A 14,391-nucleotide genomic window follows, 5' to 3' on the forward strand; every position below is an offset into this window, starting at 1 on the left:
CCTCGCGTCCCTGCCCGCATTCCGATCCCCTCCATGCGACGAGTCCGATGGATGAATCGTGGCATTTGGCACATGCTGACGAATGATGAACCTGTTTCGAGGTTTACAAGCAGGAGCAACCGATGAGCTGCAGAAACCCGATCCAGCCCCACGGCGGGCAGGCCGATCGCACCGCCCGGTCCACGGTCAGCAGCATGGCCAATCTGCTGCAGTCGACGGGGGCACCCGTCGAACTGCCGCAGACCGCCGAGCGAATCCCCGTCGCCCTTCGACATCTCCACGCGGGCGAGTGCCTGGTGCACGAAGGCGCGCCTGTCGATACCCTCTTTTTCGTGCGCGCGGGCACGCTCAAGATCTTTCGCACCGACGAAGACGGCTATGAGCAGGTGCTGGCCTTTGCCATCCGCGGCGAGGTTCTGGGGTTTGACGCACTGTGCATGGCGTCGTATCCGGTGGCCATTTCCGCCCTGGAGGTGTCTGCTGTCTATGGGGTTCCGCGCAGCGACATACCGCAGCTGAGCGAGGCACTGCCGGCCTTTGGCCTGATGCTGCTGCACTGCGGCAGCCGGACCCTGGCGCACAGCCGCGAGCTGGTGGACGTCATGGCGGCGGTCGCCTCCGAGGTGCGGCTGGCCCGCTTCCTGATCCAGCACTCCCGACGCATGGCGGACTGTGGACTGTCGCCGAGCCGCTTTCTCCTGCGGATGGGGCGGCGCGAGATCGCCAGCCTGCTGGGTGTGGCACACGAAACGGTCAGTCGCAGCTTTACCACCCTGGCCGCACTGGGTCTGATCCAGGTGTGCGACCGCGAGATCGGGATACGGGACATGGACGGCCTTGCGGCCTTTGCCCGCAGCACCCGGCGGCAGATGGACACACCCATGATCGTGCGCGCCCGGATCCCCGCCAACGGCAGCATGCCCGTGCAGAGCCGGCGCCCCACCGCTCACCGGCTTGCGGCCTGAGCTGTCCAGAAAATCTGCGGCTGGATTGAGCACGCTCAATGGCCCCACGCCCCAGTCGCTGCACACTGCAATTGCCAATGGAAGACGTGATGAAAGTCCGCCCACCAGTGGCCAGGTGAGGTTTCCCTTCCGGGGGAAAGATCGTGGTGTCTCCGACACCACGAGGGGTGAAGGCACCCTCAGACCGGCACGGCGGTCACACGCGATGCCGGGGACCTTCACAGGGCCCGCCACCCGTCAGGGTCGGCGGGCCTTCTTCATGTTGAGGGTCCGGCCCGTGGCCTCTTGAGCCCAAAGGCCGGCCCAGCGCCATCTCCACCCGTCACGCCCAGGAGAACCCCATGCGCGAAAAGATGAATGCCGCCGACATCTGCAACCGGATCATCACCGTGGCCGAGCGCAGCATGCCACTGGTCGAGGCGGCTGGTCTCATGCGCGAAAGGCATGTGGGCAGCCTGATCGTGGTAGACGACACCGGCGCTGGCCGCATCGCCGTGGGCATACTGACCGACCGCGACATCGTGACCGCTGTGGTGGCTCAGGGACTGGATCCCGCCGTTCTCGCGGTCGAGGACGTCATGACCCCCAACCTGATCACGGCGTTGGAAGAAGACTCGATCAAGGACCTGCTGGCGACCATGCGCCACAAGGGCCTGCGCCGGCTGCCGGTCGTCACACCACAAGGGGTGCTGGTCGGTCTGGTGACGCTGGACGATCTGCTGCCACTGATGGCAGACCAGTTGCGCGACATGGCCGCCACCATCGAAGCGCAGTACCAGCACGAACGCAGGGACCGCCCCTGATCATTCCTCACCCATGCCCACCAGGGGCCAGCCCTACTTCACCAGCAGGACCGGCACCTTGGCCAGGTGGACCACCCGTTGGGCCACCGACCCCAGGAACAGACCACCGATCGAACCCATGCCCCGTGTTCCCATGGCGATCTGGTCGACCCCGAGTTCGTCGGCGGCCCGCACGATTTCCGACGCCACCACCCCATCGGGGTTCCGTGTGGCGCTGACCGTCAGACCGCTGGCCCGAGCGTGGGCGGCAGCTTCCTGCAACACCCGAGCCTGCTGGGCCCGCACGGCAGCCTCCAGCTCCTGCAGGGCATCGGGCGGCAACTCGGCGTAGTAGATCGGGTCGTTCCGCACGTTGATGAGGACCACTTCCAGTGGCGCTGGCGCGCGTGCCAGCGCGGCAACGGCACCGATGGCATTCATCGCGTGTGCGGAGCCGTCCACGGCGATCAGAAATTTCAGCATGGCAGTACCTCCATCCTCTGCGCCCCATTGACATCAAAAGCTGCGGCACGAAGGCGACACAGCGCCGCAGCCCATACGACCGCATCCTAGGCAGCTCGACGCCGGTATCGATTGAGTCAGCTCAATCCGGTCCAGCGCGGTGGCCTCATCGCGCTGCAGGGGAAGAGATCGGAACCGGCGGCCAGACCTACACTTCACCCAGTGGGCGGGCACAGGCCCCACCCACGGACAGGAGCCCCATGTCGAACCCCAGCGCCACCGCGACACCCACCGCGACCCGCCCACGGACCGTGCAGGACCCGCCCGCGCCGCGGCACAACGAAACCGCGGCACGCCATGCGGTGGCCGACGTGCCGCGGGCCACGCCCGACCAGACGGTGGCCGAGGTGCTGGACGCGCTGCTGGCGCAGCCCAGCGAATGCATCGACCTGGTGTGCGTGCTCGATGCCGGTGAGCATCTGCTGGGCGTCGTGTCGCTGGCGGCCCTGCTCGCCTTGCCCCGGGACACGCGGGTGGGCCAGGTCGCCAACCTCCATTTCCCCAAGGTGCACGCCGAAACGGACCAGGAGCGTGTGGCCTCGCTGGCACTGCACCACGAGCTCAGCGCCATCCCGGTGACCGACGCCCAGGGGCGCCTGGTGGGCGTGGTGCCGGCCTCGGCGCTGCTGCACATCCTGCGGCGCGAACACGTGGAAGACATCCACCGCTTCGCCGGCATCACGCGCGAGAGCCTGCACGCCCGCGAGGCGATCGAAGAGCCGCCCATGCGCCGTCTGCGGCACCGCCTGCCCTGGCTGCTGGCGGGGCTGCTGGGCAGCTTCCTGGCCACTTTCATCGTGGCCCGCTTCGAACACACACTGGCCTTGCACCCGTCGATCGCCTTTTTCGTGCCCGGGCTGGTCTACCTGGCCGACGCCATCGGCACGCAGACCGAGGCGGTGGCGGTTCGCGGGCTCTCACTGAGCCATGTGCGCCTCTCCACGCTGATCGGCGGCGAGATGCGCACCGGCCTGCTGATCGGCCTGGTGCTCGCCGGGCTGACGCTGCCAGCGGTGGGGCTGGCGTTTGGCGACTGGCCACTGGCCTGCGCGGTCGCGGGGGCGCTGGTGGCGGCCGGTGGCATTGCCACCACCATCGGGCTGGTGCTGCCCTGGGTGCTGGGCCGGCTGGGCAGCGACCCGGCCTACGGCAGCGGCCCGCTGGCCACGATCGTGCAGGACCTGCTGAGCCTGCTGACCTATTTCGTGATCGTCAGCGCGGTGGTGCTGTAGCGCCCGCGCGGCCGGCGGCCGCTCAACCGCCGGGCAAAAACCCGGCACACTCCTGCCATGAGTGCCGCCACCCCGACCGAACGCCCCAAGTCCACCACCCCCACCTCGCTCGGCGGCCTGCGGCCGTTCATGCGGCCCTACCGGCTGCAGATCGCGCTGGCCGTGGTGTTCCTCATCCTGGCCGCGGTGGCCACGCTGCTGTTTCCGCTGGCGCTGCGCCACCTCATCGACGGCGGCCTGGTCTCGCTGGACCGCGGCGCGCAGACCATGGGGCTGCGCGGGCACTTCCTGCAGCTGTTTGGCGTGGCCGTGCTGCTGGGCCTGTCGTCGGCGCTGCGCTTCTATTTCGTGAGCTGGCTGGGCGACCGCATCACCGCCGATCTGCGCAACGCGGTCTACAGCCATGTGCTGCGCCAGAGCCCGCAGTTTTTCGAGACCACCCAGACCGGCGAGGTGCTCTCGCGCCTGACCACCGACACCACCCTGGTGCAGACGGTCGTGGGCTCTTCGCTCTCCATGGGCTTGCGCAACCTGGTCACCGGCCTGGGCGCGCTGGTGATGCTGATCTGGACCAACCCCTACGTGATGACGCAGGTGCTGCTGATCCTGCTGCTGGTGGTGCTGCCGAGCATGTGGTTTGGCCGGCGCGTGCGCAAGCTCTCGCGCGCCAGCCAGGACCGCGTGGCCGATTCGAGCGCGATCGCGGCCGAGGTGCTCAACGCGATCCCCATCGTGCAGAGCTACACGGCGGAAGACCGCGAGGCGAGGCGTTTCGCCGACGCGACCGAACACGCCTTCAGCACCGCCGTGCGCCGCAGCCGCGCGCGCTCCGGGCTGGTGGCGTTCATCATCATCAGCACGGCCGCCCTGCTGCTGTGGGGCCTGTACCAGGGCACGCAGGCGGTGATCGCGGGGGACATCAGCGCCGGGCACCTGGGCCAGACCGTCGTCTACATCATCATCCTGGCCGGTGCGGTGGCCGTCCTCGGCGAGGTGTACGGCGACCTGCTGCGCGCCGCGGGCGCGAGCGAGCGGCTGATGGAGCTGCTGAGCCTGGAGTCACCGGTGCAGTCGCCCGCCCAACCGGTGGCCGCGGCCCAGCCGCAAGGCGGCAGCGCGCTGGTGTTCGACCGGCTCACCTTCCACTACCCGTCGCGCCCCGCGCAGGCGGCGCTGGCCGACTTCAGCCTGGCGGTGAAACCGGGGCAGACGGTGGCGCTGGTGGGGCCGAGCGGCGCGGGCAAGAGCACGGTGTTTGGCCTGCTGCTGCGCTACTACGACCCGGCCTCGGGCCGCATCGCGCTGGACGGTGTGCCCATCGACCAGTTGAGCCTGCACGATCTGCGCTCACGCATCGGCATCGTGCCGCAGGACCCGGTGATCTTCTCGACCAGCGCGCTGGAAAACATCCGCTACGGCAAACCGGGCGCAAGCGATGACGAAGTACGCGCCGCAGCGCATGCGGCCTTTGCGGACGAGTTCATCTCGAAACTGCCCGAGGGCTACCACACCTTCCTCGGCGAACGCGGCGTGCGTCTCTCGGGCGGGCAGCGCCAGCGCATCGCGATCGCGCGCGCCATGTTGAAAAACCCGCCGCTGCTCTTGCTGGACGAGGCCACCAGCGCGCTGGACGCGCAAAGCGAGCGCATGGTGCAGGCCGCGCTGGAGTCGGCCATGAAGGACCGGACCACCCTGGTGATCGCCCACCGCCTGGCCACGGTGCAGCAGGCCGACCACATCGTGGTGCTGGACCACGGGCGGCTGGTGGAACAGGGCACGCACGCGGAGCTTGTGGCGCGGGGCGGCGTGTACGCGGGGCTGGCGGCGTTGCAATTCAACGCCTGAGCCTCGCTGGCGTCTGGGGGCGTCGGTTTCCGGCTGGGCCTCGCGAGATGTACCGGGAACGGGTGCGCCTGCACCTCGCGCAGGCCAATGGCGGCCCCCCCGTTCTCCGGCCCACGCTCGCCGTCTTCCTCTGCAACTCTCAAGCGCTGTCGCGTCAACACTGCGCGGGTAAGCCACCTCTGTGGCAACGGCGAATGGGACCTGCGCCCGGGGGAACCACCATCGACCTCAAAGACAGAAGGGCATGCCTGCGGGCTCGCTCGGCCATCACTTCGGGGGCAGGTGGTCTGGGTGGGCGGGCGCAGTCCCGATTCGCGGTTGCCACAGGGCGTGCGCGCCATCACGGTGTTGATGGAGTGGTGGTTGCGCGCACGGGCAGACTCCCGCGAGCGTGGGACGGAGAACGAACACCCGGACCACCTGCCCCTGCCAGCCCAGTCTGAGCGCCGAAGGTCAGGGTTGCCTCCAGAACGTTTCTGGAAAAGCAGCCAGAAAGGGCCGCTTCAAACGTGGTGGCAAGCCACCTGCCGCCCTTCCAAAGGCCGCAGCAGTGGCAGCTCACTCGAACACCGAGCATCCGCCTTCGGACAGCGCTTGTGAAACGCACAGCCGGTAGGCGGGTTCAGCGGGCTGGGCAGCTCGCCGTGGATCTTGATCTTCTTCTGGCGCTGCGCCGGGTCGATGGACGGCGTGGCCGACAGCAGGGCCAGGGTGTACGGGTGCAGCGCGTTGGCGAAGATCGTGGCCTTCGGGCCCGCTTCGACCACACGGCCCAGGTACATCACCATCACATCGTTGGCGATGTGCTCCACCACCGCGAGGTTGTGCGAGACGAACACGTAGGCCGTCTGCAGCTGCTCCTGCAGGTCCATGAACAGGTTGAGCACCTGGGCCTGGATCGACACGTCGAGCGCCGAAGTCGGCTCGTCGGCCACCAGGATCTTCGGCTGCAGCACCATGGCGCGCGCAATCGCGATGCGCTGGCGCTGGCCGCCGGAAAACATGTGGGCATAGCGGTCGTAGTGTTCGGGGCGCAGGCCCACGCGCTTCAGACTCTCCAGCACCTTGTCCTTGCGCTCGGCGGCGCTCAGCGTCGTGTTGAGCAGCAGGGGCTCACCGATCTGGTGGCCGATTTTCTGGCGCGGGTTGAGCGAGGCGTAGGGGTTCTGGAACACCATCTGCACCTGGCTGCGCAGGCGCTTGTATTGCGCGCGGTCGCCGGGCGTCACCCATTCGTCACCGACCTGCAGCCGTCCGCCGGTGGGCGGCTCGATCAGGGTGAGCTGGCGCGCCAGCGTGCTCTTGCCACAGCCGGACTCGCCCACCACGGCCAGGGTCTGGCCGGCGGTGAGCGTGAACGACACGTCGACCAGGGCCTTGACCGTGACCTTGGGTTTCATGAAGCCCTGCGACACGCCGTAATGGCGCGTCAGCGATTCGGCCTGCATCACCGGGGCCGTGGGCGCAATCATCGGGGTGGCGGTCATAGCGTCTCCTGCGCCGTCATGGGGTAGAAGCAGCGCACCAGACCACCGCCCTGCGCCAGCAGCTCGGGGCGCTCGATGTGGCAGCGGTCTTGGGCCTTGGGGCAACGCGGCGAGAGCAGGCAGCCGGTGGGCCGGTCGAACTGGCCGGGCACGATGCCGGGCAGGGTGTGCAGGCGGCGCGCACCACGGCTGTGCTCGGGCACACTGCTGAGCAGCGCGTGGGTGTAGGGGTGCGCCGGTGCGGTGAACAGGCGGTCCACGGCGCCTTGCTCCACCTCCTGGCCCGCGTACATGACCGCGACGCGTTGCGCCACCTCGGCCACCACGGCCAGGTCGTGCGTGATGAGGATCAGGGCCATGTTGTGCGCCCGCTGCAGCTGCACCAGCAACTCCATGATCTGGGCCTGGATGGTCACGTCCAGCGCGGTGGTGGGCTCGTCGGCGATCAGCAGTTTGGGGTTGCAGGCGATCGCCATCGCGATCATCACGCGCTGCGCCATGCCGCCCGAAAACTGGTGCGGGTAACTCTCCAGCCGGTGCGCGGCCCCGGGGATTTCCACCATCTGCAGCAGCTCGATGGCGCGCGCCTTTGCGGCCGCGCCGCGCAGGCCCATGTGTTCGCGCAGCACCTCCTCGATCTGGAAGCCCACGGTGAAGCTCGGGTTGAGCGAGGTCATGGGGTCCTGGAAGATCATGGCCATGTCCTTGCCCAGGATCTTGCGGCGCTGGCGGTCTGAAATGGTCTGCAGGTCTTTGCCGTCGAACCGCAGGCGATCGGCGCCGACGTGGCCCTGCCCGGCCAGCAGGCCCATGACGGCCATCATCGCGACCGACTTGCCCGAACCCGACTCGCCCACGATGCCCAACACCTGGCCCTGGTCCAGCTGCAGGTCCAGCCCGTCCACCGCACGAAAGGCGCGGCCCTTGGCGCCGAATTCGACGCGCAGGTTTTGAATGTCAAGAAGACTCATGCCAAATCTCTCAAGGGTTGCACCGTCACCGGCGCGAGATATCTGAGCCAAGAACGCCGCGGAACCGGCTTTGCCGGGCCGCCAGCGTTGCCCCCTTGAGGGGGTCGCGCGAAGCGCGGCGGGGGTGTTTCATGTTGCTGACTTGAGCTTCGGGTCGAGCGCGTCGCGCAGCCCGTCGCCGACCAGGTTGATCGCCAGCACCGACCACAGAATGGTCAGGCCCGGCAGCGTCACCACCCACCAGGCGCTCTCGATGTAGTCGCGCGCCGAGGCGAGCATGGTGCCCCACTCGGGCAGCGGCGGCTGCACCCCCAGCCCCAGGAAGCCCAGCGCCGCGATCTCCAGGATGGCGGCGGAAAAGCTCATGGTGGCGTGCACGATCAGCGGCGCCGTGCAGTTGGGCAGCACGGTCACGAACATGAGCCGCAGCGTGCGCGCGCCCGACAGGCGCGCGGCGGTCACGTAGTCGCGCTGCAGCTCGCCGATGGCCGAGGCGCGCACCAGCCGCACATAGGCCGGCAGCGACACCAGCGCGATGGCGATCATGGCGTTGAGCAGGCCCGGGCCGAGGATGGCCATGATGGCCACCGCCATCAGCAGCGAGGGCAAGGCCATCACGATGTCCATGGCGCGCATGATGGCGGCGTCCACCCACTTGCCGGCGAACGCGGCCACCAACCCCAGGATCACGCCCGGAACCATCGCCAGCACCACCGACACCAGGCCCACCAGCAGCGAGAGCCGCGCGCCGTGGATCAGGCGCGAAAACAAGTCGCGACCGAGCTCGTCGGTGCCCAGCAGGAACTGGCTGGTGCCACCGGCCCAGACCGGGCCCTGCAGGAAGTGCTCGCGGTATTGTTCGATCGGGTCGTGCGGCGCGACCCAAGGCGCGAAGATCGCCAACAGGCCCACGATGGACATGAACACCAGGCCGGCCACGGCGCCCTTGTTTTGCGAGAAAGCTCGCCAGAATTCCTTGAAGTTCATGCCTGCACCCGGATGCGAGGGTTGGCCACACCGTAGAGCAGGTCCACGACAAAGTTGGTGACGACCACGAGCGTGGCCACGAGCAGGATGCCGTTCTGCACCACCGGGTAGTCGCGCCGGCCGATGGCGTCGATCAGCCATTTGCCGATGCCCGGCCAGGAGAAGATGGTTTCGGTCAGCACCGCGCCGCCCATCAGCGTGCCCACCTGCAGCCCCACCACGGTGAGCACCGGGATGAGCGCGTTGCGCAGCGTGTGCACGAAGATCACGCGCATGGGCGACAGGCCCTTGGCGCGCGCCGTGCGCACATAGTCTTCGCGCAGCACTTCGAGCATGCTGGACCGCGTCATGCGCGCGATCACCGCCAGCGGGATGGTGCCGAGCACGATGGCCGGCAGGATCAGGTGGCGCACCGCGTCCCACAGCGCGCCGCTGCTGAGCTCGGGGTCGGCGCGCTCGGCCAGCCAGGCGTCGATGAGCATGAAGCCGGTCTGCGGCTGCACGTCGAACATCAGGTCGAGCCGGCCGGACACCGGCGTCCAGCCCAGCCCCACCGAGAAGATCAGGATCAGCAGCAGGCCCCACCAGAAGATGGGCATGGAGTAGCCGGTGAGCGCGCCCGTCATGACGGTGTGGTCCAGCCAGCTGCCGCGCTTGACCGCCGCGAGCACCCCCGCGATCAGCCCCAGCACCAGCGCCAGCAGCAGCGCGCACAGCGCCAGCTCCAGCGTGGCCGGAAACAGGGCCTTGAATTCGCTCCACACAGGGGACTGCGTCTTGAGCGACTGCCCCAGGTCGCCCTGTGCCAGTTGCCCGAGGTAACGACCGTATTGCACGTACAGCGGCTGGTCCAGACCCAGGCGTTTGAGGGCGGCGGCGTGCAGCTCCGGGTTGAGCGTGCGCTCGCCCACCATCACTTCAACCGGGTCGCCGGGGATCAGACGGATCAAGGAAAACGTCAGCAGCGTGACCCCCAGGATCGTGGGAATCAGCACCAGCAACTTCTTGAGGAGGTATCTCAGCATGAGGGAGCACCCCTTGTTGTTTTCAGAACGCGTAAAAAAGGGCAGCCGTCAAAAGCTTGACGCCTGCAAATTGACCGGAGTGGCCGATCCAAGAATGCGAGCGGCCCTGCATCGCCAAGCCGCTCGCATTGCCCTCAGGCGCAGCAGGCTACACGCAGTGAGCCTGCAGCCGGAGAAGTCCCAGAACGCGGCGGAACCGGCTCCGCCGGGCCGCACCGCGTTGCCCCCCTGGGGGGGTGACGCCGCAGGCGGCGCGGGGGGGATCACTTCACACTCACGCCTTCGAAGCTGTAGTCACCAAACGGGCTGATCTTGAAGCCATTGAGCTCCTTGCGCATGGGCTGGTTCACCGTGGAGTGGGCGATGGTGGACCACGGCATGTCCTTCTTGAACACCTCCTGGGCCTTCATGTACAGCTCGGTGCGCTCTTTCTGGTTCACGCTGTTGCGCGCCTTGAGCACGTAGCCGTCGAACTCCTTGCTGCAGTAACGCGCGTAGTTGGAGCCGCCGATGGCTTCGCAGGTGAGCAGCACGCCCAGGAAGTTGTCGGGGCTGGCGTAGTCGCCGGTCCAGCCGATCAGGCCGGTGTCGTGCTCGCCCTGCTTCAGGCGCTTGAGGTACTCACCCCACTCGTACTGCGTGATCTTGGCCTTGATGCCCACCTTGGCCCAGTCGGCCTGGATCATCTCGGCCATCAGCTTGGCGTTGGGGTTGTAGGGGCGCTGCACCGGCATGGCCCACAAGGTGATCTCGGTGCCCTCGGCCACGCCGGCTTTCTTCAACAGTTCCTTGGCCTTTTCCGGATTGAAGGCGGCGTTCTTCAGCTTGGCGTTGTAGGACCACAGCGAGGCCGGGAACGGATTGGACGCCGCCTGGCCCTGCCCCTGGTACACCGCGTCGATGATGGCCTTGCGGTTGATCGCCATGTCCAGCGCCTGGCGCACTTCGACCTTGTTCAGCGGTGCCTTCTCGGTGTTGTAGCTCAGATAGCCGATGTTGAAGCCCGGGGCCGTGTCCATCTTCAGCTTGGGGTCGGCCTTCATGGCGGCGATGTCCTGCGGTTTCGGGTAGGACATGATGTGGCACTCACCGGCCTTGAGCTTCTGGAAGCGCACCGAGGCGTCGGTGGTGATGGCGAAGATCAGGTTGTCCACCAGCACGTTCTTGGCGTTCCAGTAGTCCTTGTGCTTGACGTAACGGATCTGCGCGTCCTTCTCGTAGCGGCGCAGCGCGAAGGGACCGGTGCCGATGGGCTGCTGGTTGATCATGCTGGCCTTGCCTTCGGCCACCAGTTTGTCGGCGTGTTCCTTCGACAGGATCGAGGCAAACGGCATGGCGATCTTGACCAGCAGGTCGGGGTCGGGCTGCTTGAGCTTGATCACCACCGTCAGGTCGTCAGTCTTGGTCACCGACTCGGTGTTGCTCTCCAGACCCACGTCGGAGGCGTACGGGAACTGGGCGGGGTAGGCCTTGTTGAACGGATGGTCCTTGTTGACCATGCGCTCGAAGGTGAAGATCACGTCGTCGGCGGTCATGTCACGGCCCGGCTTGAAATAGTCGGTGGTGTGGAACTTGACGCCTTTGCGCAACTTGAAGGTGTAGGTCAGCCCGTCGGCGGACACGGTCCATTCCTGCGCCAGGCTCGGCTCGACCTCGGTACCGCCCTTCTTGAACTGCGTCAACCGGTTGAAGATCGCGTGGCCGGCGGCGTCAAAGGTGTTCCCGCCGGTGTATTGCGCGGTGTCAAAACCCTCGGGACTGCCTTCGGAACAGAAAATCAGCGTGCCGGCGGCCTGCGAGGCCATCGCCACCGCAGACAAGCCCAAAGCCAGGGTCAGTTTCTTCAGTTCAAACATGGGTCATCCTTCGTTGTTGCGGGAGCAGCGACATGCGCCCCCTGTTAAGGAAAAATTCATTATCGACACAAAACGTCACGGAGCTGTCACCTGCGGTGGTGCCACCCGTTCAAAACGGAGGCTCCACTTGATGCCCGTCAACCCTTGCAAAATCGATGCCATCGCATGACGCCCCACCCAAGGAAGGAAGCCCATGATCCGCTGGGAAGCCCACACCTGCCTGCCCCTGCATCCCGAAGCCAGCTTTGCCCCTTTGGAGCGCTACCGTGCCGCAGGGGTGCACCACGTCTGCATCAACGTGGGCATGGACATGAACCCGCTGGGCCAGATCCTGCCGGTGCTCGCCGCTTTCCGTGCGCGGCTGCGGGCCGAGTCCGAGCGCTATCTGATCCCGGACACTGTGGCCGACATCGAACACGCGCGCAACAAGGGAAAACTCGCGGTGGGCTTTGACCTGGAAGGCGCCCTGCCCTTGCTGGAGCGCCCCGAGATGGTGGCGCTGTACCGCGATCTCGGCGTGCGACAGATCCACTTCGCCTACAACCGCAACAACAGCGTGGCCGGCGGCTGCCACGACGAGCCCCAGGGCCTGACTGCGCTCGGACGCCGCATGGTGCAGGCCGTGAACGACGCGGGCGTGCTGATGGACTGCGCCCACACCGAACGGCGCACCACCTTGGACATCATGACCCACTCGCGCCACCCGGTGGTGTTCAGCCACGCCAACCCGCTGGCGCTGGCCGAACACGGTCGCAACATCACCGACGAACAGATTCGCGCCTGCGCGGCCACCGGCGGCGTGGTCTGCATCTCCGGCGTGTCGAAGTTTCTGGGCTGCAACGCACCACAAGCGAGCGACCTGGCACGCCATGTGGCCTACGTGGCCGATCTGGTGGGCGCGCAGCATGTGGGCCTGGGCCTGGACATCGGCTTTTCGCAACCCGAACTGAACGACGATCCGCCTGGGGCGTTCGATCCGGGCTTCTGGTGGCCCGCGCACGCGGGTTACGGCCAAGGCATCAGCCAGATGCGCTACGCGCCCATCGAGACTTGGCAAACCCTGCCCGACGCCCTGCGGGCAGCAGGCATGGGGCCGCAGGACATCGATGGCGTCCTGGGTGACAACATGGCGCGCGTGGCACGCCAAGTCTGGGGCGCGGCACCCGACTGAACGCCATGGGTCGACCGCAAGGTTATGCATTCGCAGCATAAAGAGATGGCAACACAGCCTTGGACAGACAGAACGGCGCTCCGTACAGTGGCATCCGTTGACCCACCGTTACGGGCCAGCCCACCCCCTAGGAAACAACGCACCATGTCACAAGCACCGCACCCCGCCGGCCCCGCGGCCAACAGCCCGGCCGCTTTCACCAGCGCCCTGCCCTCCTACCTCGATCCGAACAACCTGGGCCCCTGGGGCATCTACCTGCAGCAGGTCGACCGCGTGGCCCCCTATCTGGGCAATCTGGCCCGCTGGGTGGACACGCTCAAGCGACCCAAGCGCACGCTGATCGTGGACGTGCCAATCCACCTGGACGACGGCACCATCGCGCACTTCGAGGGCTACCGCGTACAGCACAACACCAGCCGCGGCCCGGGCAAGGGCGGCGTGCGCTTCCACCAGAACGTGACGCTGTCCGAAGTGATGGCGCTCTCGGCCTGGATGTCGATCAAGAACGCGGCGGTGAACGTGCCCTACGGCGGCGCCAAAGGCGGCATCCGCGTCGATCCGCGCCAGCTGTCGATGGGTGAACTCGAGCGCATCACGCGCCGCTACACCAGCGAGATCGGCATCATCATCGGCCCGAGCAAGGACATTCCGGCGCCGGACGTGAACACCAACGAGCAGGTCATGGCCTGGATGATGGACACCTACTCGATGAACGAAGGTTCCACCGCCACCGGCGTGGTCACCGGCAAGCCGGTGGACCTGGGCGGCTCGCTCGGTCGGCGCGAAGCCACCGGCCGTGGCGTGTTCACCGTGGGCGTGGAAGCCGCCAAACACACGGGCATGGACATCAGCAAGGCACGTGTGGCCGTGCAGGGCTTCGGCAACGTGGGCGGTGTGGCCGGCAAGCTGTTTGCCGAAGCCGGCGCCAAGGTGGTGGCGGTGCAGGACCACGGCGGCTCGATCTACCGCGAAGCGGGCCTGGACGTGCCCTCCTTGCTGGCACACGTGTCGCGCGTGGGCACGGTGGCGGGATTCCCACAGGCCGAGGTGATCGCCGACGACGCCTTCTGGGGCGTGCCCTGCGACATCCTGATCCCGGCCGCGCTGGAGCAGCAGATCACGGAAGAAAACGCCGGCCGCATCCAGGCGAAGATGGTGATCGAAGGCGCCAACGGCCCGACCACACCACAAGCCGACGACATCCTGCACGACCGTGGCATCCTGGTGTTGCCCGACGTGATCGCCAACGCCGGTGGCGTGACGGTGAGCTACTTCGAATGGGTGCAGGACTTCTCCAGCTTCTTCTGGAGCGAAGACGAGATCAACGAACGCCTGGTGCGCATCATGAAGGGCGCGTTCGCCGCCGTGTGGCAGGTGGCCGAAGAGAACAAGGTGAGCCTGCGCACCGCGACCTTCATCGTGGCCTGCAAGCGCATCCTGCACGCCCGCGATCTGCGCGGTCTGTACCCCTGATCTCTCGCGGTTGATTCGCCACACCGGCGAACCGACAAAAAAAGGGCCCCGCATGCGGGGCCCTTTTTGCTGGGT

General features: G+C 67.0%; 12 protein-coding genes. 6 read left to right on the plus strand and 6 right to left on the minus strand.

Annotation, left to right across the window (positions count from 1 at the left end):
- Positions 1 to 122: 122 nt before the first annotated feature.
- Positions 123 to 965, plus strand: coding sequence for a Crp/Fnr family transcriptional regulator (locus AC07YZ_RS22425; protein ID WP_494796419.1), 843 nt, complete (start codon positions 123 to 125; stop codon positions 963 to 965).
- A 341-nt stretch (positions 966 to 1,306) separates the two neighbouring features.
- Complete coding sequence (locus tag AC07YZ_RS22430) at positions 1,307 to 1,768, plus strand: CBS domain-containing protein (protein WP_494796420.1); 462 nt, start codon at positions 1,307 to 1,309, stop codon at positions 1,766 to 1,768.
- 33 nt (positions 1,769 to 1,801) lie between these two features.
- On the opposite strand, the gene AC07YZ_RS22435 is transcribed toward AC07YZ_RS22430, so the two are convergent.
- Positions 1,802 to 2,230: a universal stress protein gene (locus AC07YZ_RS22435; protein ID WP_494796421.1), complete on the minus strand. Its 429-nt coding sequence runs from the start codon at positions 2,228 to 2,230 to the stop codon at positions 1,802 to 1,804.
- Positions 2,231 to 2,469: 239 nt separating this feature from the next.
- Between AC07YZ_RS22435 and AC07YZ_RS22440 the strand changes: the two genes are divergently transcribed.
- Positions 2,470 to 3,501 (plus strand): magnesium transporter, encoded by a 1,032-nt coding sequence (locus tag AC07YZ_RS22440; RefSeq protein WP_494796422.1) that lies wholly within the window; start codon positions 2,470 to 2,472, stop codon positions 3,499 to 3,501.
- 57 nt (positions 3,502 to 3,558) lie between these two features.
- Positions 3,559 to 5,346, plus strand: a complete 1,788-nt coding sequence (locus AC07YZ_RS22445) for an ABC transporter transmembrane domain-containing protein (protein ID WP_494796423.1) — start codon at positions 3,559 to 3,561, stop codon at positions 5,344 to 5,346.
- A 503-nt stretch (positions 5,347 to 5,849) separates the two neighbouring features.
- Here AC07YZ_RS22445 and AC07YZ_RS22450 read toward each other — a convergent pair.
- The 5 genes from AC07YZ_RS22450 to AC07YZ_RS22470 all read right to left on the minus strand — a co-directional run bounded on the left by AC07YZ_RS22450 (position 5,850) and on the right by AC07YZ_RS22470 (position 11,672).
- Complete coding sequence (locus AC07YZ_RS22450) at positions 5,850 to 6,833, minus strand: dipeptide ABC transporter ATP-binding protein (protein WP_494796424.1); 984 nt, start codon at positions 6,831 to 6,833, stop codon at positions 5,850 to 5,852.
- Positions 6,830 to 7,804, minus strand: coding sequence for an ABC transporter ATP-binding protein (locus AC07YZ_RS22455; protein ID WP_226492318.1), 975 nt, complete (start codon positions 7,802 to 7,804; stop codon positions 6,830 to 6,832). Before AC07YZ_RS22455 ends, AC07YZ_RS22450 begins: the two co-directional genes overlap by 4 nt.
- Before the next feature lie 129 nt (positions 7,805 to 7,933).
- Positions 7,934 to 8,791, minus strand: coding sequence for an ABC transporter permease subunit (locus tag AC07YZ_RS22460; RefSeq protein WP_494796425.1), 858 nt, complete (start codon positions 8,789 to 8,791; stop codon positions 7,934 to 7,936).
- Positions 8,788 to 9,816, minus strand: a complete 1,029-nt coding sequence (locus tag AC07YZ_RS22465; RefSeq protein ID WP_226492316.1) for an ABC transporter permease subunit — start codon at positions 9,814 to 9,816, stop codon at positions 8,788 to 8,790. Before AC07YZ_RS22465 ends, AC07YZ_RS22460 begins: the two co-directional genes overlap by 4 nt.
- A gap of 263 nt (positions 9,817 to 10,079) precedes the next feature.
- On the minus strand, positions 10,080 to 11,672 hold the full coding sequence (locus AC07YZ_RS22470; protein WP_226492315.1) for an ABC transporter substrate-binding protein: 1,593 nt from the start codon (positions 11,670 to 11,672) through the stop codon (positions 10,080 to 10,082).
- Between the two features lie 193 nt (positions 11,673 to 11,865).
- On the opposite strand from AC07YZ_RS22470, the gene AC07YZ_RS22475 reads away from it, so the two are divergent.
- The gene (locus AC07YZ_RS22475; protein ID WP_494796426.1) at positions 11,866 to 12,843 is read left to right on the plus strand and encodes a dipeptidase; all 978 of its coding nucleotides are present in this window, start codon (positions 11,866 to 11,868) and stop codon (positions 12,841 to 12,843) included.
- 144 nt (positions 12,844 to 12,987) lie between these two features.
- The gene (locus AC07YZ_RS22480; RefSeq protein ID WP_226492313.1) at positions 12,988 to 14,316 is read left to right on the plus strand and encodes a Glu/Leu/Phe/Val family dehydrogenase; all 1,329 of its coding nucleotides are present in this window, start codon (positions 12,988 to 12,990) and stop codon (positions 14,314 to 14,316) included.
- Positions 14,317 to 14,391: the final 75 nt, after the last annotated feature.

Source organism: Hydrogenophaga sp. GW101-3F08 (genome assembly GCF_059424585.1).